Source organism: Yersinia sp. 2540 StPb PI (assembly GCF_052217165.1).
GTDB classification, from domain to species: domain Bacteria; phylum Pseudomonadota; class Gammaproteobacteria; order Enterobacterales; family Enterobacteriaceae; genus Yersinia; species Yersinia enterocolitica_E.
In genome coordinates, this window is sequence record NZ_JAZGQC010000001.1 from 2556302 (window position 1) to 2578342 (window position 22041).

Genomic DNA, 22041 nt, shown 5'->3' on the forward strand with positions numbered 1-22041 from the left:
AAAATAACCACAATTAAACGGCTAAAACAGTCCATTCCTTACCTCGATCATCATTGTATTTATCTGTCATTGCCTGATTTTTATGACCGAGTAACGTCTTAGTATCTACCCCTTGCTCTCGATATAATCTTTCTGCTAATGATCTCTGTTCATGGAATGTTGGCGGGGTACCTTCCTTCCATTGCAACCCACTTTTATCTCTTGCCACAGAAAATCCCGTAGTGATTGCATAGCTTGATACTTTGCCACCACGCTTAGCTTTTGATGTTGTGTGGTGGTAATGCAATATATGTGGGCTGACGATTAAATCACGACACCGCGTAATAACATCTTGAAGTGAATAACCTAATACGTCACATCGGATACTAAGTGGAATTGCCAACCTAACACCGGTTTTTTCTTGCACAATATGAAGATGATCGTCCCAAATATCGCTGAACTTCATTTTAGAAATATCCCCTACCCATTCGATGAATAATGATGTCACGCTACGGGTAAATGGCCGCGAGTGGGTAGGGTGGACCTCTGTCTCTATCTCAGCAGGTATCGAGAGATTGGCCCGCGACTTTAATGTAGAGATCACCCGTCAATGGCCTGGTAGTGAAGAGGCTGGACACCTCCAGCCGCGAGTGAAAAAGGGCGATCCGGTCACAGTGTTGATCGGCACTGACTTGGTGGTCACCGGCTATATCGATGCCACACCGGTACGCTATGACGCCCGCTCAGTATCGGTGGGCATTGTCGGTCGCAGTAAAACCGAAGACTTGATCGACTGCGCCGCACTGATAACCCAATTTACCGGCCGCTCTTTTGTCCAGATAGCAACCCAGCTTGCCGCGCCATTTGGTGTGTCCGTAGTTAATGCTGGCGTCGAAAATACGCCCATGCAGGGGTTGCAGGTTGATTACGGCGAAACTGTGGTGGATGTGCTCGATAAAATGATGGGCATTCAGCAAGTGCTGGCCTATGACAATCCAGCCGGTGCGTTGGTCATTGGTCCGGTGGGTGCTTCGCGCACGGTTACCGCGCTGGTACTGGGTGAGAACATCATTTCTTGTGACACGGAACAGAGCATTAAAGACCGTTTTTCTGAATACGTAGTCGCTGGCCAGCGGTCGGGGAATGATGACGATTTCGGCGCGGCAACGACTAATGCGATCCGGGCTAAAACGGTAGACGGTGGGGTAAGTCGCTATCGTCCCATGGTTATCAAGCAGAGCGGTAATGCTACTGGCACCACGGTGATTGAACGCAGTCAGTTTGAAATGCTACGGCGGGCGGCGCGTACCGATGAAGTGACTTACACAGTGCAAGGTTGGCGACAGGGTAACGGCGATTTGTGGTCACCCAATCAACTGGTCACGGTGTTTGATCCGGTACTGGGGTTTAACAACCGCGAAATGTTGATAGCGGAGGTGACTTACAGCAAAAACGAGCAGGGAACAATTACCCAGTTGCGGATCGGCCCACCTGATGCCTATCTACCAAAACCTCCCAACCCCAACAAACGACGCAAGAAAGCCGAAGAGGACGAATTCTAATGAGTAGATTATTCGCGGGTTTGCAGCGCGGGATATCCAATATGTTGGTGCGCGCGGTAGTGCGCCGCCTGGACTCCAGCAGTAAAAACCAGATGCTGCAAATCCAGATGATAGCGGATGAGTTAAAAGACAACATCGAACATCTGGAGCCTTATGGTTTCACCAGCGCCGCACATACTGGCGCGGAAGCGTTTGCCGCTTTTCCAGATGGTGACCGTTCTCACGGCGTGGTGTTGGTGGTTGCTGATCGTCGGTACCGGATTAAAGGGTTAAAGGATGGGGAGGTTGCCATTTATAGCGACGAAGGGGACAGCATTATTCTCAAGCGCGGCAACAAAATAGAGCTGAACACCAAACAGTTTATTGTTAACGCCGAAGAAAAAGCAGTATTCAACACGCCGCTCATTGAAGCTACCGGTGAGATTAAAGCCGTCGGTAACATTGAGTCTGCTGCTGATATTAAAGATAAAACCAGCACCATAGCGACTATGCGTGAGCAGTTCAATTCGCACGATCACCCACATGGCGAACCGAATACTGACAAGCCTAACCAGAAGATGGAGTAACCCATGATCCTGATGGTGAACGGCCAACAACAATCAGTTTCCACCCCAACGGATAGCCTAACCCGCGCGGTGATTATTTTTCTTTTTACCTGGCGCCGCGCTGATCCCGATGATGATTCGGAGCAGCCCATGGGGTGGTGGGGTGATAGCTATCCCACCATACAAAATGACCGTATTGGATCCCGTTTGTACTTACTCCAACGCACCACACTGACCAGTAAAACAGTTGAGCTGGCGCGAGGTTATCTGGAGCAGGCATTGGCCTGGCTAAAAGACGACGGCGTAGTTTCACGAATAACCATCAACGTGCAGCGGCGCGGTACCGAAATACTGACTGCTGAAATAACGCTGTACCGTAACGATGGCAGTTCTCAGTTAATTACCTTCGATGATTTATGGAGTGCACGAAATGGCTGACAGCGGATTTAACCGCCCGACACTTCCCCAACTCATTACCCAAATCCGCAGTGACCTTAATTCTCGATTCCAAACTGATGCCGTTCTTCGCCGTACCGATACCGAGGTTTACAGCCGGGTGCATGCGGCGGCGGTGCATACCGTTTATGGCTATATTGACTATCTGGCCCGCAACCTGTTACCGGATCTGTGTGATGAGGATTGGCTAGCGCGACACGGCAATATGAAACGCTGCCCACGCAAAGAACCCTCAACGGCGACAGGTTTTGTGCGCTGGGAGGGCGTCACCAACGGCATTGAAGTGCCTGCCGGCAGAGTAATTCAACGTGATGATTTGCAGGAGTACACCACCACGGCAGCGGCGACATCTGTTGCGGGTGTTCTGCGGGTGCCGGTGATTTGTTCGGTCGCTGGCACTTTGGGAAATACCGATGATGGTATTGGTATGGTACTGACTCAACCCATTAACGGCCTGCCATCGTCCGCAGCGGCTGACAGCATTGAAGGTGGTACTGATATTGAGCCGGTAGAAGAGTGGCGCGCGCGAGTCATTGAGCGGTGGTATTACACCCCGCAGGGTGGTGCTGATCCTGACTATATTATCTGGGCTAAAGAAGTGCCTGGCGTTACCCGCGCATGGACTTATCGCCACTGGATGGGGGCCGGTACTGTTGGCGTTATGGTAGCCAACAGCAATCTGGAAAATCCAATACCGGATAATGCAGTGGTAACGGCTACGCGCGAGCACATTTTACCATTGGCTCCAGTGGCCGGAGCCAGTCTCTACACCTTTCCGCCGGTTGCCAAAGTGGTGCCGTTCCATATTCGACTCACACCAGATACGCCGGAAGTTCGCTATGCGGTTATAGCGGAGTTGCGCGCCATGTTCATGCGTGATGGTGTCCCCGGTGCAACATTGGATCATTCGCGTATTAGCGAGGCCATCAGTATTGCCACCGGGGAATATAGGCACGTTCTGGTCAGCCCGACCGATGATATACCGCTGGCCGCCACTGAGCTGCCCATTGTGGGAGATTTTACGTGGACCTAACAGATGGCTATGCCCAGCTACTAACAAATCTTCTGCCACGCGGCCCCGCATGGGAGGGTGATGATCCCCTACTGTTGGGGTTGGCTCCGTCATATTCCCGCGTACATCAGCGCGGGGACACTCTGATGGTGGAGATTGACCCGCGCAGTACCACCGAACTGATCGACCGCTACGAGCAACTCACTGGCTTGCCTGATTCCTGTGCGCCAGCAGGCGTACAGACCTTGGCCCAGAGGCAGCAGCGGCTTGATGCAAAGATTAATATCACAGGCGGGATTAACAAAGCGTTCTATCTGGCACAACTGGCGGCATTGGGCTACCCAGATGCCACTATCACCCAGTTTGAAAGTGATGTTTTTCGTTGCACCTCGGCCTGTATTGATTCGCTTTATTCAGAAGAGTGGCGGTACTGGTGGCAGGTCAACATGCCGACCGCCACGCAAATCACCGATATGACCTGCGTCTCGCTGTGTACCGATAGCCTGAGAACGTGGGGTGATACCACGGCTGAGTGCGTCATTAATAAACTCTGCCCATCACACACCTACGTAACTTTCTTATACCCGGAGTAACCCTTTATGCATCGTATTGACACTCCCTCCGCTCAGGTTGATAAATTTGGCGCAGGTAAGAACGGCTTTACCCGTGGCAATCCACAAACCGGTGTACCTTCTACCGCTTTGGATGATGATTACTTTGATGCCATTCAAGAAGAGATAGCTGGAGTTATCGAAAGCACTGGCGCGCCGCTGAATAAAAACAACCGTGCGCAGTTATTAGCCGCTATTAACACCATCATCGCAAATGGGGGGGCTAATTTTCTAAAGAAGACTAACAACCTTTCTGAAATTAAAGACGCTGGCCCGGCTGCGGTTGAACAGACCCTCACTAATATTGGTCTGACGGGGATGGGCATTGGCTTGCCAAGCATGACTGGGATAGATAATTTTGATTTTCAAACATTTGTATTTACATCCGGTGCGAATTACATAGCCTCTTCTACAAATTGGCTAAATGTTCCAACTGAAATTAGTTACCCCGCAGGATTAGCTATTAGCATAAAAGTTGATTATGTAACTGGAACCCAGATTGGGCTTGAGATAAAACCTAGCACTGTAAGCAGCTCAAACTTTAGGGCTTGGTATGTACGGTTGGGCGGTTACCCCGGCTCTCGGACATATACAGCAAGAGAGATCAGAACATCAGCAAACAAAATCCCAGCATCGGGAACTGATGTTGCTACAAATGCGGAAATGCAGGTGGGCACAGCGGATAAGCTGGTTTCGCTGGTTGGGTTAATGAGTGTTTTCGGTAAGAGAACTTTCTCTGAAAATGACTATATTCGCATACCTGATGTGCCAGGCGGATTAATAATCCAATGGATGAAAATCAATAATTTTCCGGCGAACGCATTTCAAACGGTCACACTGCCAACCGCCATGCCACATCAATTGCTTAATGTGGTTTCCACTATGTACTACGGTTCGCTTTCTGCAAGCGCTGAAGCTAACGCGCGCGTTACAGACTTTACATTAACGAGCTTTAGAGCAGCGGCAGGACTATCGTACACAACATCCCAAACCTTTATAGCGATAGGATATTAAGATGAATAATGTCTATTTTTGCGCCGCAACAGCGGGTTTTTACAGTGAACATTTAATAACTGATGGCTCGTATGATGACTCGCTACCCTCTGATGTCGTCGAGCTGACAGTGGAAGAAACCGAAACTTATAAGGGTGTAAATCCACCTGATGGGAAAATGCTTGGTGCCATTGATGGCCGACCTGCGTGGGTGGATTTACCACCACCAACACATGAAGAATTAGTTGCTAGGGCTAATGCCAAAAAGAGCCAGTTAAAAGCTATTGCCGATTCAGAGATTGAATGGCGACAAGATGCCGTTGATGACGGGAACGCCAGCGATAAAGAGATAGCAGCGCTTGCGGCGTGGCGTAAATACCGAGTTGCTTTGATGCGTATTGATACATCAAAGGTGCCGGATATTGAGTGGCCCGGATTGCCAGCATAGGAGCGCCGGGCTTAACCGCCCGGCATTTACTTAATGAATTATAAATCTACCTACCAAATAAGACGACTCTCGCTGGTTTATTATAGCTGATGATTTTTATTAAAAACCAAGCCAGCAAGGTTGTAACAGAGAAACAAACAAGGTTTGAAATAGTATGATTTTCAATGAATGCTAATGTTATTTTTATCGAAAGGTAAATCAATGGACCTTGAATTGCATAAAAAGCCAATGAATTATTAGATAAATAATCTATGGCGTAATTTAATTTTTTATAAATCCAATTATAATCAAGCCCAAATAAAAACACTATGGCACTAATAGCTGTCGCATATCTAACCATGAATAATAGTCTATTATTCAATATATTGTTTTCTATAGTCAAACCAAAAATAGTCTCTACATTTAATCTATGCCATTGCGTTACCAGTGCCAAGTAAACAATCAATGATAAAATATTCACATATCTATTTTTTATTATTGATAAAATTGAGTATTGTTTAAAGCTGTAGCCCATGAAAAAGAAAAAAAACTGCCATGTTAATAAGCCCATTCCGAACTCACCTAGCAAGGTAAACTTATGTTGAAGTCGATCAGATATGATAATGAATATTATTATATAGAGCGCTTTGTTTTTTCTGGCAATACCATAAAGATACATGTTGTAAAAAACAAAACCCATAAGAACCATAAACCAAGAGATGGGTTAACTAGCAATGCTCGCATATAAGAGTAAAAAGAATTTAAATTAACACCATCCGTATTGAACATTAAGTAGTTTATTATTGCCCAAGAAAAGAAAGGGACTAACAAAAGTTTAGCTTTCTTCATTAAATCTGATGATATTATTTTTGGTTCTTTATAAAGATATCCGCTTATACACATAAATAATGGCATGTGAAACGAATAGATAACCTTAAAAAAAATGTCATCATCGAATTTGCTGGTCGTGGTTTGAATGACATGCCCCGCTATAACTAATAATGTTGAAAACGCCTTAAGTGCATCTATATTTTTATTTCTAACGTCCATTCTAGCCCCTTAAAAAGACAAAAGGATAAATTTCTTCAATTTCGCTGTCATTCTAATAAAATGGATAATATCACTGTATTCATATATCTAACAATCATTGCAGACAAAATAATGATGACTATACAAAATAGTCATCAAATGTATTTTTCAATTAGGACAAACATTCTATTGATACTTCCGTTGCACTAACTACCATAAAATCCCCATTGAACACTATCGAGAAGTAACTATTCACCATACTCTCACAGATTTAACTTTTATTTAACTGTGTTTGTATACAGTAATAAATTCCATAATGGTTGAAAAAGCTTTCTGCAAAACTATTTTTCTTCACTTAATAATCAAATGGTTACAAACATCATTTTTAACTGCTTTTAATGAACAAAAAAAGCCATCAATTACTTATAAATCATATAATTACTTGGATTTAGTGTATCTACTGCTGCGTCATATGGGTTGGTTCGAAGCGGCTGACTTGATTATCAAAGGCACCGAAGGCGCAATTCAGGCCAAGACCGTGACTTATGATTTCGAACGTCTGATGGATGGCGCTAAACTGCGCAAATGTAGCGAGTTTGGTCAAGACATCATCGACAACATGTAAATTGTTGAGCAGAACAAAGCCTCGCGGGAGTTTAAGCTGCCGTGAGGCTTTTTTTATCCCAAGAAGGGACGAAGTTGGTTGCTTAAATATCTATTAGTACAGATTTATCTCTTATTTGTTATTAAATTGTTACTCACCGCTCAAGCTGTTCTTGCGGTAGGAATATATGAAGAAAATATTTGACTGATTATGGTAACTCTTTATCCTTTACCGCAAGTTATTTGGCATATAGCTGCTGGCGAATTGTACTGAGCTTATTTAGCGAGCAGTTTTCAAGATATTATAAAAATTTTATTTTTTATTTTCTCTCTTAAAACAGAGGTTTACATTGTGACAAAGGATGTAGAAATTGTTAAAGCACGGCATCCGTTAGATAAGCAGCATATCAAACTGACTTATGTAACTCATTTTTACTGCAATCAGGGAAATATGGATTCTGTTGAATCTTTGTTGAAGGAATATGAATCTTACCCTGATGATATTAAAGATGCAGTGGAGTTTGTCATCGTCGATGATTGCTCGCCATTAGAGTATGACGTAAAAGATTATGATTTGAATTTCACGTGGTTAAGAATAACCACTGATATTCAGTGGAATCAGGCTGGCTCTCGGAATCTGGGGGTGACATACGCGAAGTCAGACAAGATTATCATTACTGATTTAGATTGCTTGCTGCCGGCAGAAACCCTGCGTTATTTGGTGAATGCCCGTAACCCTGGCCGTTCCCTGTATCGTATCTACCGCACAGATGAAAAAACAGGTAAAGCCTATCGTGGTCATCCTAACCTGTTCTTCATGTCCAGAGCACGGTTCTTTAGGTTGTATGGGTATGATGAAGAGTTCGCTGGCCATTATGGCTCGGAGGATTATCGGTTTGTGAAGTTCCATAAAGATCATGGTAGCACACCACGTTATCTGCCTAAGCAGTACCGGTGCATTGAGCGTAATGTGGATAGGAAGAAAAGCTACCATTCTCTGGATCGTGATTTGACTCATAACGCCCCGATTGATGACCGGAAGAAGAGTGAAATTGCACGGTTTGGTGCAGAATATGGCCATAGCCGAATATTCCTTAACTTTAACTGGGAAATTAAAAAAGTGCATTCACGTGTGCCGACGGTGCCTGAACGCAAGCTTTGGTGGCGACCATTATGGTGGTTCCGTTACTTGTTTAGATCACTGGCAGCATAACGGCACTCGCCACAAAATATTGCCATAGCTAGCGGTTATCTGATGGTTGGTTATGGCGTAAATTGGGGCTGCTATCCTTTGCGAAAAGGTATCTGATAGCCTCAACTGATTATCAATTCGAAGTGAGTGACTTATGATTTCTCCGGTTTCTACTTCTTTGCCCGGCTCAGCGCCAGTGCATCGATATGTTGGCATGTTTTCCTGTGCTACGGCATTCCTGTTAGGTATTGGTCTACCCACTTCTAATTTCATAATGAATTTGTCGATGGTGTTAGCTGTCATCTGTTTGCTGCTGAACCGCGATACTCGCTATGTGAAAACGTTGGCAAAGAATCCGTTGATTTGGTTGCCTGCCATTATGTTCATGCTGCTGGCACTGTCGTTGCTCTGGCAGCACAACCTATACGGCAAAGTGATGGTCAGCAAGTACTCCAAATTACTGTATATCTTACCGTTAGCGATGTTCTTTGTGCTGTCACGTTCATTGGCTGGCTATTTTGCCAAAGGTTTTTTACTGGCAAATGCCGTTATCCTGGCAGCCAGCCTGTGGGTTGGTCTTCTCCATCTGCCGCTGGGGCATATTGATCCACTGAATCCCTCTGTGTTTAAACTGCAAATTACGCATAATTTTTTTATGGCACTGGCTGCCGTTATCTGGCTTGCTCTGGCTTTTAGAAGCCAAGGATGGAAGCGTTGGGGTTATGGTCTGTTGGTGTGTTTGGCTATCTATAACATTGTGTTTATGGTGCAAGGCCGCACCGGCTATGTTGCATTGGCCGCGGCATTTGGTCTGTGGGGGTTACTGTCACTGTCAATCCGCCAGCGCTTGGCGATGGCCGTTTGCGCATTTATCGTCGCGGCCATTGTACTTATGGTGCCTAACCGGGCGGTAGATCGGTTGCAGCAGGGCGTGACTGAGGTTAAAACCTGTCTGGCCGTCTCGAATGGTGATGCTAATGTTTCCTGTGACAGCTCGATGGGGCTACGTACCGCATTTATGCTCGCCTCAGTGAAGTTGATTGAGGATGCGCCGGTATTGGGGCATGGGGCCGGGGGTTTTTGGTATTCTTTCTCGCAAAGTGCGTATAGCATCAATCCACATAATGAATATTTGATGCAGACAGTTCAGTCGGGATTGATCGGGTTAGCCTTATTCCTGGGATGGATGTGGTGCTATTTCCGCTCCGCATGGCGTTTATCTGCTCAGGTTAGAAATGTGCTGATTGCATTACTTGGTGCCTATTTGGCTTGCCACTTGTTTAATTCCTTCTTACTCGACTCTTCAGAAGGGCATCTGTTTATTATTCTTACGGCGATAGTTGCCAGTTATTCAGTTCTGCCGCCGAAAGAGCAAAATGAAATCAGTAGTCAATAAAGTTGGCTGTGAAATAAATAAGACAGGTGCCCGATGTGGCACCTGTTCTTTATCTGTTTATTCCGGTGTTGCCGTGGCTGAAGTGATGCCTAAACTGTTGTATCCCTCTTTAAAACCAAATACCTCTAAAAACTCATAAACTATTGAATACATATGGTATGGTGAGAAAAACAACCAGGCAAAAAGTGATAATAAAACCATAATGGCAACTAGCAAGAATTTATCCAGCAGCACTTTTCCTCCTTGTATTTTTTGGCTTCATAAACCTTGCCGAATTGATCTTTTAGGTCTAATACGCAAAGTACAATAACGATAACGTAAAACCATATAAAAATCATGGACAGAGTGAGCGAAAATGACTTTTTAGTCACTAGATCACCCAATTCTATGCAATATATTATTTCCCTCACCTTTGCTTTAGCACAGGTCTGTACAGTCGCCATGATAGCGATGCTCCAGTAGATGCTTCAGCCAATGATGCAGAAAATACGGTGTTCAGATGGGAGATATCAGTAGTAAGGACGACAGTGCTGCTGTATATGCGGGTAATCAGGTTAATCGCCTGACGCGATACCACCGTGTGACCTTAATGGGTCATGTTGTCGTTTTAATTGGTTGATTATCATGTTATTGCCATTGTTGAACAACCGGCACGACCCTGAAGATGAACCAATAAAAAGCCCTCAATGATGAGGGCTATAGACTAACGGTTGGCTTTATCATCAGCCTCATCGAGCAGGCCTTTGGCTATTTTGCTGGCATCCAGATAACGTGCTGAGTGTAAGATGCCGCTAAGCGTCTCTCGGACACTGGCCAGGAACTGATCGTTATCTGACTCATTAGCACATTCAACCATTAACGCGACAAGCAAAGCTTCATGGGCGATCAGATGATCTTCACCAGGTAAGTTTGCATCAGTTTCACCTTTGTGAGCGCGGACAGATGTTTGATTAAGTGATGACATAAAACTCCTTATTTAATAATTGAGTAACTCCCTGACTACTATAGCGGGATTTCTATTTATTGCTATCGTATAAAAATACAGGTGAAATTTATCCACCTGCATAGTGAGATTGGCTAAATTAGATAAAACCTAATTATTTATTGACCAAAGTCGACATCACATGCTTGATAAAACGCATTGCCTGAGTCTGCAACAATCCATGCCAGAATAATGACGTGATGGCCTTTTTTACCTTTAGGTAAATGAACCTTATGCTCGATTTTAGCCACTAACTTATCGTTGTGCGAGTAATAAGGAACATAAGGATAGATATCCTCATAAAACGGTGCTGGCTCTAATTGAGCCCGTGTAATACGTTCTGCTGGGTTCCAATCATCTTTGGTAATAAACCAACGATAACCACGAGTAACATGAGCAACAGTGTAGGCCCAATATATATCAAGGTCACTGCCTGGGTTAACCACGATAGTTGGCCAGGTAAAGTTATCATTAGGGTGACCGATAGACCGTAGCTTGTGTTGCATTTCTTTATCGGTGAAATTCACCACCTCTCGATTACCGCGGTGACCACCACTGAGAATAAGGCCATCAGGAGGTGGTGGGTTGCTCCAACTATCCATTTCGTAAGGGGGGGCGAAAGAACCGCCTGTCAAATCAGGGAAGTTTTTTCCTCCTTCCATTTCATTATTTTCCCATTCAGCAATCAATCCTAAATCAGTTGCTACCAAGCCTCGTGTTTGAGGATCAGTGACCCGGCCATGCCGAAGTTGTAATTTATTGTTACTCATGATTTTTACCTCGATAGTTAAGTGTTTATTTCGATTTTTATGCAACAATATATAAGTATTAATTGGTAATATTGCAGTTTGATACTTTGTAAATAACTTTATTCTACTGTTTATTTAATTATCAAACTTATCATTAATTTGTTTGTGATAAATATCGTTAATGCCAAGTTTGGTGCACATAATGACATTATGTTTTTTTGTGGGGAATTATCGTTTAATATATTATTTTGTGTTTAATTTTTTTATAAGTATGTGGTGTGATAATTCATTTATCAAATCCTTTAATTGTTACTCTATGGGTGAAATATGTATATCTTCACTGCTATTATATTTAACACGGTTACCGAACATGGCTGAGTTAAGGATTGGTCATCATTTTTATTATTATCATTTTTTAGGGGGCGATTAATTTGCATGCCACGATGGAACGTTGTAATTATGTTTATTTATTAAAGCGAAGTGATATTTTTAAAAAATGATACTCAGCCCTCTGACGACGTTAAACGCGGCAGTATTATGGCTACTGGGCATATTATATTATGCTGAAAATAAAGGATTACATCTGAGATGTCAGGCCAATAGCCTTAAGTCATGACGGGTCATATCTTATATGACATTAGCGGAGAATATCTTGCGACACTCTCCGCTAATTTTAATGCGAACATTACTGGATACCGTTCTTAAACACCTCGCCAAAGCCTACCGAAGTAGGGCGTTGGAGTATCAGTGCTGGCACTATTTCAGCGTTATGTCATCTAACAACCTATCTCATTTTACTGGGCGGTAAATTCGAACAGCCGCTGTTAGGCGCAGGGTTCGATGCGCCAATTCTTCTGCCGCCCCGGCATACTGTTCAACCATGGCCGCATTCTGGTGTGTCATTTGATCTAACTGACCGATCGATTGGTTAATTTGACCAAGTGCCTGTGTCTGTTCATGGGTTGAGGTGCTGATTTCACTGATTAGAGTAGAAACTTGACCCGCTTGTTTGACGATATTATCCATGGTGGCCCCGGCATTTTGCACTAAGGCGCTACCGTCACGGACCCGCTCCACACTGGTTTCAATTAATTGTTTTATTTCTTTGGCCGCGGTTGAGGAGCGCTGAGCCAGATGGCGTACCTCGCTGGCAACTACCGCAAACCCTCGACCTTGTTCCCCAGCACGTGCCGCTTCAACCGCCGCATTGAGCGCCAGAATGTTGGTCTGAAAGGCGATTCCTTCAATGACACTGATAATATCTACAATACGATGACTGGAGGCATTAATCGTGCCCATAGTTTCAATGACTTGATGCATCAACTCGCTGCCTTGTTCTGCGGCATGGCTGCTCATCGCGGCCAACGATGTGGTTTCATTGGCACTATTAGCACTGTGCTGTACTGTGGCCACTAATTGTTCTGTGGCGCTGACGATATGCTGCAAGTTGGCGGTAGCCTGTTCAGTTCTGACTTTTAACTCACGATTCCCCGCGGCAATTTCACTGCTGGCAGTGTTAATACCATCAACCTGGCCGCTAACGTCATCCGTCAGAGAACGGAGATTCAGCCCTAATTGATTGACACTCCGCATCAAGTAACCAATTTCATCAACGCGATTTAGCTGTACGTAATCACCAGCTTGCCCAGAAGAGACATCTTGCGCTTGTTGCAAAATTGCGGCGATAGGGCGGGCAACCTGACGTTCTAACCACCAGGAGGTCACCACGCTGCTGGCAACGCTAACTGCGGCCAAAACGAATAATGGCAAACCGGTTATCCCAATCACTCCGGCGGCCACAGTAGGGAGTAAAGCCGCCCCCAATAATGCCCCGCGCAAGCGCCAGCGCAATGGTAATTTTTGGAACAACGACAATAAAGACAACCAACCGGTACGAACAACTAACCCTCGATATAGTGCTATGTGGCGCTGCCTGGCCTTACCCGAATTAAAATCGGCATACAGTGCTTCCGCTTGTTTAACTTCTTCGCGAGTGGGTGCAATGCGTACCGAAATATAACCGGTCAGACGGCCATCATGACGTAATGGCGTAGCATTAGCGCGTACCCAATAGTAGTCACCATTTTTACGGCGATTCTTAACCAGTGATGACCAGGATAAGCCAGCATTCAGGGTTTGCCACATGTCAGCAAATGCCGCGGGTGGCATATCTGGGTGCCGAACAACATTGTGCGGTTGACTCAGTAAGTCCTGATATTCAAAACCACTGGCGCGAACAAAGGCGGCATTGGCATAGGCGATATTGCCGTGAATATCGGTGGTGGATTGCAAGGTGGTATCGCGATCAATGGGATACTCCTGCCGACTGACAGGCTTGTTCACTCTCATAATAACCTCAGTAAATGGGGGAGTTCCCTGATAACAGGTGAATACAATAACTACTGACGGTAATCGGCCTCATAAGATAAAACTTTATACTTTTATTAATTAAATTATTAATTCCCCATAATGGTGCTGATTATTCATGCTATTGCACTTTTTTGGGGCGCAATTGTATTTATGAAATGATTAATTTATTTAAATTTATTTTTTTATTCAATTCTAATTCTATTATTTAAAGTGATGTAAGTTATATAAAAACACATTAAAAACAACTGGATATGATTTTTACTGTAGGGTTGCATTAAATATAATTGATGAAAAGAGTGAATGAGTTCTCTTGCATCTAGTTGTTTGTCTATTATTTAGATAAAAATAGTTCAAATCCGTTTAGATGTTGCAAAAAATGATGTTCATGAGTTTTTTATTTACAATTGACCATTTATTATGAATATATGAATAACTATTTGTTACAGTAGTGGGGTATTAGTTGAGTTGCTATCAAGGGTAAAACCGCTGAAAGGCAGGGGTAAAAGATGATAACACCGTATGGACGTTTAATAGCAAGCTGCTCTAAATCTAATGTTTCATCTGTGCAGCTTGCAAGGTTTTGACGCTTGTAAATGGATTAAACCCATTTGAATATCGCACTTTTGCACCGTGGATAGGGTAAATTTTCTCGTCTAGCTAAAGTGATTATGACTTTTCTTCAAGCTTTCAATTTTCATCAAAAAATCATAGATAGGTGAAAGACGGAGAAAGTCTTTACTCAACCGGTCAACCAGTTGGTTGGAAAATAATAAATCCATATCTCTGCGGTGGCTAATTAATGCCCACGACTTCTTGTTGTACCAGACCGCCAATGCCGGTGGTTGATCTTTAATCAAAGGGCGCTTGTAACTCTCTCCCTCAATCGAGAAATCGGGATAAATACAGTCAGCTATGGTGAGAAAATCAGCCGGAGCACGGAGCAGTTGTTGTCTGAAAAGATCCATTGTTTCTCGCGAGGCGCTGTAATACCCCAACCCATAACGCCACCAGACTGGACCAAATTCGAAAAAGTAAGTTGGAGCATCCGTCCAATTTTTACGTGATCTTTTAAATGTTAACCAAATATTGCTGCGATAGAGTGACTTATCATGAGAAAAACGGGTATCGCGATTCATGCGAGAAATTGTCTTGCCAATCGCCGGACGAACTTCAAACAGTTCATCAATAGTCAGCATATCTGAACTCAGGTCGGTAACCAGTTTTCGCATTGGCTGTAGTAGATGCTGATCATAGATATCGCGATGTTCCTCGAACCATTCTTTGTTATTGTTGTGAGCAATGTGCTGTAAGAATGTCAGCCCATGTTGAGTAAAACCGGTAAATTCACCCATAATATTCCTTTCTATATGCAGGGCGGACTAAGCCTCTGTTGCCAACCATCAATGTTTTCACGTGACATTCATCTATAAGCAGTACACCGAGGTATTCGTTAAGTTATGATACCGGATAACCGCGCTAGGACAATTTTTAATTAGCTCATCTACCAGGCTTTAATTTTATTAAAAGTACAGGGCAATTTTAGGGGCAAACTAATAGTGAAGTATGTACCTCATTAATCCAGTGGCCCGCAAGCGTTGGATCCTTTCAGCTATTATCATATTCATTCGAGTGAACTGAGTGTTATTTGGCCACGGTCACGTCACTTATTGCCAAGCATTCGCTTTATTGTTGATGAACTTATCGCTTTATCGAAGCTGAACGCCTTTAGATAATTGTCATCTTATCTTCCACACTTAGTTCATTTTGGGAAGGTATCAACTTTTTTAACGGCGCTATCATATCTCTCTTAGTGCAATGAAGATGAAAATTGTCGCGCTACCTGGCTGAATGGCGGCTGAGAGGATGTCGATATCGTTTAATTATAATTAATAGCTAAATAATTACTTTTGTAGGTAGGTACTGCTCATTAATTCCTCTATTGTTATTCTCTTCATCACCTCCGTCGCCAGTCAAGAATGTGACTAGTCACGTTATATCATCGTGTTGGCAGCGGCGCTGGCTATTGTCATATAACAAGGGATAAAGAATGAAATTAGAAACATTATCTATTCATGCAGGTTATTCACCGGACCCCACCACCAAAGCCGTTGCGGTACCTATTTACCAGACTTCCTCCTTTGCTTTTGACGATACCCAGCATGGTGCTGATCTGTTTGATTTAAAAGTCGCCGGCAATATTTACTCGCGCATCATGAACCCCACCAATGATGTCCTGGAGAAACGGGTTGCCGCTCTCGAAGGGGGGATTGCCGCTCTGGCCGTGGCTTCCGGTATGGCGGCGATTACTTATGCTATCCAAACCATTGCCGAAGTGGGGGATAATATTGTGTCGGTGGCCAAGTTGTACGGCGGGACTTACAATCTGCTGGCGCATACGTTACCGCGTTATGGGATAGAAACCCGGTTTGCCGATCATGATGATATCGCCGCATTGGAAGCCTTAATCGATGACCGAACTAAAGCAGTTTTCTGTGAATCGATTGGTAATCCTGCTGGGAATATTGTTGATTTGAAAAAATTGGCTGATGCGGCTCATCGCCATGGTGTGCCATTGATTGTCGATAATACCGTCGCAACACCAATCTTGTGTCGACCATTTGAACACGGTGCGGATATTGTGGTTCATTCATTGACCAAATATATCGGCGGTCATGGTTCCAGTATTGGCGGTATCGTGGTGGATTCGGGTAAGTTCCCTTGGACGCAATACCCTGAGCGGTTTGCTCAATTAAATACCCCTGATCCGTCATATCATGGCGTGACCTATACCGAGCAATTCGGCGCGGCTGCCTATATTGGCCGTTGCCGGGTGGTGCCATTGCGCAATACTGGCGCTGCGTTATCGCCGTTCAATGTTTTCCTGATTTTGCAGGGGCTGGAAACATTGGCTTTGCGCATGGAGCGTCATACTGAAAATGCGCTGAAAGTCGCGCACTATTTGCAAAACCATCCACAAGTCAGTTGGGTTAAATACGCAGGCTTACCTGATCATCCTGAGCATGAACTAGCCCAGCGCTATTTAGGTGGCAAACCGGCCTCGATATTGTCATTTGGTATTCATGGCGGCCAGGAGGCGGGCGGGCGTTTTATAGATGCGCTGAATTTGATCGTGCGCTTAGTGAATATTGGTGATGCCAAATCACTGGCTTGCCACCCAGCGTCAACCACCCACCGTCAGCTTAACGATGAAGAGCTGATCAAGGCGGGCGTACCACGGGATATGGTGCGCCTATCGATTGGTATTGAGCATATTGATGACATTCTCAATGATCTTGCTCAGGCACTGGATGCTGCCAAGTCTTAGTCCGGCATTATTATAAGTTCTAATGGAGAACGGCCGGTAACTTAAGGGGAACCGGCCGAGAGTATTTGAATAGATTTAACGTGTTGCTAGCGTTGTAGCAATGACATCTGCATAAGGCGTTGTCGGCCGGCCAATCAGTTTACTCAATGTATGACTGTCATCAAACAGCCCTCCTTTAGCCGCGCCAGCATCAGAATCTGCTAATAGGCTGGCGAAAACATCAGGTAAACCGGCATCGAGCAATGCTTGCTTGAAATCTGCTTCAGACAAATCGTGGTACACCACAGCTTTACCTGACTGGCGGGCAATTTCTGCCGAGAATTCAGCCAGTGTATAGATATCGTCACCGGCTAATTCGTAAACTTTTCCTGCCTGGTTTTCCTGAGTTAGCACCACAGCGGCCGCTTCGGCATAGTCTTCACGTGCGGCAGAGGCGATACGCCCCTCAGCTACTGCGCCGATAAATGCGCCGTGTGCCAGGGCTGGCGCGATACTTGCTGCATAGTTCTCGGTATACCAGCCGTTACGCAATAACACCACGGGCAGACCTGATTCACGTAATAGTGCTTCGGTCGCCCGGTGTTCTTCGCCTAACCCCAGTGGGCTTTTATCCGCATGTAACAAACTGGTATATGCCAACAATTTAACCCCTGCACGCTTGGCCGCCGCGATCACGGCGCTATGTTGGGCAATACGCTGACCCACTTCACTCGATGAAATTAACAGTAGTTTATCAACACCTTGAAAGGCGGTATCCAGCGTGGCTGGTTGGCTATAGTCAGCTTTGCGGATTTGAACACCTAACGCCGCCAGCTCGTGGGCTTTGTCCGGGGTACGTACCGCAGCAATAATCTCACTGGCTGGCACTTTTTTAAGTAATGCATTGATAACAAGGCGGCCCAATTGGCCTGTGGCACCGGTTACTGCGATCATAATGACACTCCAGATTTGATGTTATGAGAAAGATGACAGACAGTTGGCAAAGAATAAAACCGCATGATTGGCCAGAAAGTTGCCCTTAAGTTCATCATATGCAATATACTAACTTTACGTAAGTACGCACCAAAAGGTTAGTATGAAAATAATAGAGCCGCAAAATTTGAGTCACACTGTTTCGTTTCCCGAACAAGTTCGGCGGGGTGAATTACTCAATGCTGATTGTCCCTCAAGAGAAGTGCTCAAGCGCGTAACCAGCCGTTGGGGGGTGTTAGTCTTGATTGCGTTAAGCAATGAGACTCTGCGTTTTAGTGCGTTGCGCAGAAAGATTGGCGGTGTTAGTGAAAAGATGCTGGCACAAACTCTGCAACACCTTGAAGAAGATGGTTTTGTTGAGCGTATTGCTTATCCGGTAGTACCACCTCATGTGGAATATAAATTAACGCCGTTGGGGAAGGAGATTCAGGAGCAGGTGGAAGGGCTGACTGTATGGCTTGAGGCCAATCTGCACCGCATTATGGCGCAACGACAACAGCGGGCAGAATTAACGACCAATACGTTGTAACAGCAGCCATGGCATCAACCATAGCTGCTGTTAGGATTTATCGCATAAAAGCATCACAGAGTTTTCAACGCTTCCACCGACTCGATAGCCATGGAGGCGATAAACTCGGTCACGCTATAATCGGCAACCGCATTAAACGGATCTTCGGCCAATATCTTATCCAGCTCTTCACGGGCAATACTTTTGGCCAAAATAATGCCACCGGTACGCGGCACTTTACGGCCTGATGCGATAAAAACACCTTGTGTATAGTACTTTTTCAACCACTCTTTATGACTTTCAGTGAGTGCTTCGACCACATCGATAGGTTGATGGTAAGTCAGACTGACAACAAACATGCGAAACTCCTTCAGGGCGAATGTCTAATTAAGATAACGCCTTGGCTGATGGCTGGCATCTTTAAAATGCATAATTATTAATTTTTATCTTAAGTTTTGGCCTTCATAGCTAAATTTGGCATATCCAAAGCCATAATCGTTATTTCACCTTTGCGCGCGGCAGCGTCTACCCTTAAAGCATCAGTTTCATCCCGCTAGATAAATAACGCAGAGGTAGCAATGGCTAAGATTACAGCATGGTTTATCGGTCTTCCCCTGTGGTGGTCAGCGCATTCAACCGCGAGCGATACCGTCCTGCATCAAGCGGATGGTGCGCATCTATTAGAAACTATCAATGCTATTGGTGGGTTGTATGGTATTGAGTTTATCCATCACGATGGTGCTTGAACCGCACGGTGATTGCACTAGATGGCGGGCAGAAAATAAAATCATCTGCCCGGATAAACATATTTAGCGGTAAGCGGCTAAAGCAGCTCGCATCCCCACACGTTTAATTGTTTGCAGCTGTTCAGTAATGCTATTGGTGAGCTGCGGGATGTGATTGAGGTCTTGCCCCCAATGGGTGGTGTCGGCTAATACCAATTGCACCAATCCCTCCATCGGCAGTGAACCGGCGTCAACGTCGTGCCACAGGGAGGCGAAACAATTTAGCCAGTGGGCATCATCCTGTAATGCAAAACATTCATCGTCACGTTTTCCTCGATAAAACATCAGTAAGGCGGCAAAAGCAAAGGTGAGTCGTTGCGGTAACTGCCCGTTATTTTGCTGGCTGGAGAGCAACTGAGGCAAAATACGGGTACGGAATTTGGTCATGCTATTGAGGGCAATAGACAGCAGTTGGTGCTGAATAAACGGGTTACGAAAACGGCTCAACACGGCTTGAGCAAAGGTTTGTAGCTCATCCGCGGGTAAATCCAACACTGGAATGATCTCTTCGCTGATCAGTTGTGCGACGAATTGACTGATTTGCGGGTCGGCCATGGCCTCGCCGACTGTATTTAAACCGGCCAGAAATGCGACCGGCACCAATGCGGTATGGGCACCATTGAGAATTGCTACTTTGCGTTCTTTATAGGGCTTAATATCATCGACGATTCGAATGTTTAGTGGGTATTGATTCAGACGTAGTTCCTGCGCTAATGATTGCGGTCCTTGGATCACAAACAGGTAAAAGTGTTCTGCGGTATCGAGGAATGCATCGTGATAACCCAGGTGGTTTTCCAGGGCCACAGCTTCATCGCGGGGATAGCCGGTCACGATACGATCGACCAATGTAGAGCAAAACGTATTGTGCTGTAATAACCATTGACTGAAACCTTCGCCTAAATTCCAGCACTGCGCATAGCGTAGGACTAACTCCAGCAATGCTTCGCCGTTATAATCGATCAACTCACATGGCAACAGCACCCACCCCTTATCGGCTGCCCCGGAAAAATGTTGAAAGCGCTCAAACATGAGCCGCGTTAATTTCGCGGGATAACTGGCGGGAGGCGTATCACCAAACTTATCATCTTCCAGATAACTTATCCCAGCCTCCGTAGTATTGGAGAACACCCAACGAATATCTTCATTACGGGCGAGGGCGAGGTAGCTGTCAAAGTCCTGATAAATATTGATTTCGCGATTAACCGAGCGAATGATGCGCGCATCACTGACTTTCTCACCCTGTTCGTTTAAACCGCGAATAATCGTGGTGTATAAGCCATCCTGAGTATTAAGTGATGGGGGGAAATCACTGTTAATCGGGCGGACCACTACGACACCGGCATTAAGGTCGGTATGTTCATTTAGTCGGTCCAATTGCCAATCGACAAAGGCGCGCAAGAAGTTTCCTTCACCAAATTGAATCACTTTATCCGGGTGAGTACGGCCAGGAAAGTTTTCGCGGTTTAACGTTAGCATGGTGTTATATCCTTAAAATGAGTGAGATCAGAATTGAATAACGCCTTTGATAAGATCTTTATTCTTCACGACCTGCTGTTCATAAATATCTGCCAAGGTATTGAATTCAAAACGATGTGTCAGGATCATGTCCGCCGATAATTTGCCAGCGGCCATTAATTTCCCCACTTTGTCAAAATCCTCAAAGGTGGCATTTCTGCTGCCCATCATGGTGGTCTCTTTCTTATGGAAGTCAGGATCAGGGAAACTGAGATCACCTTTGAATAAGCCCACAAATACAATGCTGCCCCCGTGACGGATAAAGTTGAGGGTGTTATTCATTGCTCGTTGGTTACCTGTGGCATCAATAACTTTTAATGGCAGCATGCCAGCAAATTGCTGGCGTAAATTCTGCTCAAATCCGGCATCGCTGGGATCTAATGCCCGGATATCCAACAGGTTTTCTACATGTTCACGGCGTTGTTCACTGGTGTCGGCCATCACTACATAGGCACCATCGGCTTGCGCAATGGCGGCCACACCCAAGCCAATTGGGCCAGCACCGACCACCAAAACATGCTCATCAGGGTGAACATCGGCACGGCGCACGGCATGGGCGCTGATGGCAAAAGGTTCAATCAATGCAGCCGAGACGGGATCTACATCGTCGACCACCAATAAATTACTGACTGGGACGGATAAATACTCACTGAAACCCCCGTCTTGATGGACGCCAATAACAGAAATGTTTTCGCAGCAATTGGTTTTACCGCTGAGACAAGAATTACAGTGCTGGCAAGCAACATAAGGAATAACGGCAACGCGTTGCCCGGCATGCATATTATTGACGTTATCCCCCAGCGCTATTATTTCGCCACAAATTTCATGACCCAATACCCGTGGATAACTAAAGAACGGTTGATTACCTGCCCAGGCATGTATATCTGTGCCACAAATACCAACATTTAAAACCTTTATTAAGGCTTCATTAATTCTCGGTAACGGTTGAGTTCGTTTTTGATAAATAAGTTTGGTTGGTTCAAGGCAAACTAAAGTATTCATCGTGGTCATGATTATTCCTCCAAAAGGT

General features: G+C 45.0%; 23 protein-coding genes and 3 pseudogenes. 14 read left to right on the plus strand and 12 right to left on the minus strand.

The window, feature by feature from the left end:
- Positions 1 to 13: 13 nt before the first annotated feature.
- Positions 14 to 463: pseudogene (locus V1956_RS11585) on the minus strand (tyrosine-type recombinase/integrase); the annotation flags it as partial.
- Between the two features lie 7 nt (positions 464 to 470).
- Between V1956_RS11585 and V1956_RS11590 the strand changes: the two are divergent.
- Genes V1956_RS11590 through V1956_RS11620 form a run of 7 tightly spaced genes read left to right on the plus strand, consistent with a single transcriptional unit; the run spans position 471 to position 5606 of the window.
- Positions 471 to 1541 carry a phage baseplate assembly protein gene (locus tag V1956_RS11590; RefSeq protein WP_420074383.1) on the plus strand — a complete coding sequence of 357 codons (1071 nt, stop codon included), beginning with the start codon at positions 471 to 473 and terminating at the stop codon, positions 1539 to 1541.
- Complete coding sequence (locus tag V1956_RS11595) at positions 1541 to 2107, plus strand: phage baseplate assembly protein V (protein ID WP_420074384.1); 567 nt, start codon at positions 1541 to 1543, stop codon at positions 2105 to 2107. The genes V1956_RS11590 and V1956_RS11595 overlap by 1 nt, the downstream gene beginning before the upstream one ends.
- A gap of 3 nt (positions 2108 to 2110) precedes the next feature.
- Positions 2111 to 2524, plus strand: coding sequence for a phage GP46 family protein (locus V1956_RS11600; RefSeq protein WP_420074385.1), 414 nt, complete (start codon positions 2111 to 2113; stop codon positions 2522 to 2524).
- The gene (locus V1956_RS11605; RefSeq protein WP_420074386.1) at positions 2517 to 3575 is read left to right on the plus strand and encodes a baseplate J/gp47 family protein; all 1059 of its coding nucleotides are present in this window, start codon (positions 2517 to 2519) and stop codon (positions 3573 to 3575) included. Before V1956_RS11600 ends, V1956_RS11605 begins: the two co-directional genes overlap by 8 nt.
- Complete coding sequence (locus tag V1956_RS11610) at positions 3566 to 4147, plus strand: YmfQ family protein (protein ID WP_420074387.1); 582 nt, start codon at positions 3566 to 3568, stop codon at positions 4145 to 4147. Before V1956_RS11605 ends, V1956_RS11610 begins: the two co-directional genes overlap by 10 nt.
- Positions 4148 to 4153: 6 nt before the next feature.
- Positions 4154 to 5179, plus strand: coding sequence for a gp53-like domain-containing protein (locus tag V1956_RS11615; protein ID WP_420074388.1), 1026 nt, complete (start codon positions 4154 to 4156; stop codon positions 5177 to 5179).
- A 1-nt stretch (position 5180) separates the two neighbouring features.
- The gene (locus V1956_RS11620) at positions 5181 to 5606 is read left to right on the plus strand and encodes a tail fiber assembly protein (RefSeq protein WP_420074389.1); all 426 of its coding nucleotides are present in this window, start codon (positions 5181 to 5183) and stop codon (positions 5604 to 5606) included.
- A 46-nt stretch (positions 5607 to 5652) separates the two neighbouring features.
- Here the strand turns inward: V1956_RS11620 and V1956_RS11625 are convergent, their stop codons facing one another.
- Both V1956_RS11625 and V1956_RS11630 read right to left on the minus strand, forming a co-directional pair.
- Complete coding sequence (locus V1956_RS11625) at positions 5653 to 6156, minus strand: hypothetical protein (protein ID WP_442825138.1); 504 nt, start codon at positions 6154 to 6156, stop codon at positions 5653 to 5655.
- 62 nt (positions 6157 to 6218) lie between these two features.
- Positions 6219 to 6635 (minus strand): acyltransferase family protein, encoded by a 417-nt coding sequence (locus V1956_RS11630; RefSeq protein WP_442825139.1) that lies wholly within the window; start codon positions 6633 to 6635, stop codon positions 6219 to 6221.
- A 436-nt stretch (positions 6636 to 7071) separates the two neighbouring features.
- Here V1956_RS11630 and V1956_RS11635 point away from each other — a divergent pair.
- The 3 genes and pseudogenes from V1956_RS11635 to V1956_RS11645 form a co-directional block, all read left to right on the plus strand.
- A pseudogene (locus V1956_RS11635) lies at positions 7072 to 7239 on the plus strand (NADP-dependent isocitrate dehydrogenase); the annotation flags it as partial.
- Between the two features lie 330 nt (positions 7240 to 7569).
- Positions 7570 to 8430, plus strand: a complete 861-nt coding sequence (locus V1956_RS11640; protein ID WP_442825140.1) for a glycosyltransferase family A protein — start codon at positions 7570 to 7572, stop codon at positions 8428 to 8430.
- Between the two features lie 133 nt (positions 8431 to 8563).
- Entirely contained in the window at positions 8564 to 9805 is a 1242-nt protein-coding gene (locus V1956_RS11645; RefSeq protein WP_420075426.1) for an O-antigen ligase family protein, read from the plus strand.
- Between the two features lie 57 nt (positions 9806 to 9862).
- On the opposite strand, the gene V1956_RS11650 is transcribed toward V1956_RS11645, so the two are convergent.
- From V1956_RS11650 to V1956_RS11660, 3 genes are all read right to left on the minus strand, one after another.
- Positions 9863 to 10039: a hypothetical protein gene (locus V1956_RS11650; RefSeq protein WP_372559241.1), complete on the minus strand. Its 177-nt coding sequence runs from the start codon at positions 10037 to 10039 to the stop codon at positions 9863 to 9865.
- A 469-nt stretch (positions 10040 to 10508) separates the two neighbouring features.
- Positions 10509 to 10769: a hypothetical protein gene (locus V1956_RS11655; protein WP_083158556.1), complete on the minus strand. Its 261-nt coding sequence runs from the start codon at positions 10767 to 10769 to the stop codon at positions 10509 to 10511.
- Between the two features lie 137 nt (positions 10770 to 10906).
- Positions 10907 to 11557, minus strand: coding sequence for a lytic polysaccharide monooxygenase auxiliary activity family 9 protein (locus tag V1956_RS11660; protein WP_372559239.1), 651 nt, complete (start codon positions 11555 to 11557; stop codon positions 10907 to 10909).
- A 475-nt stretch (positions 11558 to 12032) separates the two neighbouring features.
- Here V1956_RS11660 and V1956_RS11665 point away from each other — a divergent pair.
- A pseudogene (locus V1956_RS11665) lies at positions 12033 to 12281 on the plus strand (IS4 family transposase); the annotation flags it as partial.
- Between the two features lie 44 nt (positions 12282 to 12325).
- Here V1956_RS11665 and V1956_RS11670 read toward each other — a convergent pair.
- Together V1956_RS11670 and V1956_RS11675 are read right to left on the minus strand one after the other, a co-directional pair.
- Positions 12326 to 13885 carry a methyl-accepting chemotaxis protein gene (locus V1956_RS11670; protein ID WP_372559238.1) on the minus strand — a complete coding sequence of 520 codons (1560 nt, stop codon included), beginning with the start codon at positions 13883 to 13885 and terminating at the stop codon, positions 12326 to 12328.
- A 674-nt stretch (positions 13886 to 14559) separates the two neighbouring features.
- Positions 14560 to 15258 carry a DUF2461 domain-containing protein gene (locus tag V1956_RS11675; RefSeq protein ID WP_442825141.1) on the minus strand — a complete coding sequence of 233 codons (699 nt, stop codon included), beginning with the start codon at positions 15256 to 15258 and terminating at the stop codon, positions 14560 to 14562.
- Between the two features lie 695 nt (positions 15259 to 15953).
- Between V1956_RS11675 and V1956_RS11680 the strand changes: the two genes are divergently transcribed.
- A complete protein-coding gene (locus V1956_RS11680; protein ID WP_442825142.1) occupies positions 15954 to 17231 on the plus strand; it encodes a bifunctional O-acetylhomoserine aminocarboxypropyltransferase/cysteine synthase in 1278 nt (425 codons plus the stop codon).
- Between the two features lie 75 nt (positions 17232 to 17306).
- Here V1956_RS11680 and V1956_RS11685 read toward each other — a convergent pair whose 3' ends face one another.
- Positions 17307 to 18164 carry an SDR family oxidoreductase gene (locus V1956_RS11685; protein WP_442825143.1) on the minus strand — a complete coding sequence of 286 codons (858 nt, stop codon included), beginning with the start codon at positions 18162 to 18164 and terminating at the stop codon, positions 17307 to 17309.
- A 142-nt stretch (positions 18165 to 18306) separates the two neighbouring features.
- On the opposite strand from V1956_RS11685, the gene V1956_RS11690 reads away from it, so the two are divergent.
- The gene (locus V1956_RS11690; protein WP_372559234.1) at positions 18307 to 18732 is read left to right on the plus strand and encodes a winged helix-turn-helix transcriptional regulator; all 426 of its coding nucleotides are present in this window, start codon (positions 18307 to 18309) and stop codon (positions 18730 to 18732) included.
- A gap of 53 nt (positions 18733 to 18785) precedes the next feature.
- Here V1956_RS11690 and V1956_RS11695 read toward each other — a convergent pair whose 3' ends face one another.
- The gene (locus tag V1956_RS11695; protein WP_083158564.1) at positions 18786 to 19070 is read right to left on the minus strand and encodes a YciI family protein; all 285 of its coding nucleotides are present in this window, start codon (positions 19068 to 19070) and stop codon (positions 18786 to 18788) included.
- A 219-nt stretch (positions 19071 to 19289) separates the two neighbouring features.
- Here V1956_RS11695 and V1956_RS11700 point away from each other — a divergent pair, with 219 nt between their 5' ends.
- The gene (locus V1956_RS11700; RefSeq protein ID WP_372559233.1) at positions 19290 to 19457 is read left to right on the plus strand and encodes a hypothetical protein; all 168 of its coding nucleotides are present in this window, start codon (positions 19290 to 19292) and stop codon (positions 19455 to 19457) included.
- 63 nt (positions 19458 to 19520) lie between these two features.
- Here the strand turns inward: V1956_RS11700 and V1956_RS11705 are convergent, their stop codons facing one another.
- Both V1956_RS11705 and V1956_RS11710 read right to left on the minus strand, forming a co-directional pair.
- Complete coding sequence (locus V1956_RS11705; RefSeq protein WP_442825144.1) at positions 19521 to 20972, minus strand: tagaturonate reductase; 1452 nt, start codon at positions 20970 to 20972, stop codon at positions 19521 to 19523.
- Between the two features lie 27 nt (positions 20973 to 20999).
- Positions 21000 to 22022, minus strand: a complete 1023-nt coding sequence (locus V1956_RS11710) for a zinc-binding alcohol dehydrogenase family protein (RefSeq protein ID WP_420072009.1) — start codon at positions 22020 to 22022, stop codon at positions 21000 to 21002.
- Between the last annotated feature and the right edge of the window lie 19 nt (positions 22023 to 22041).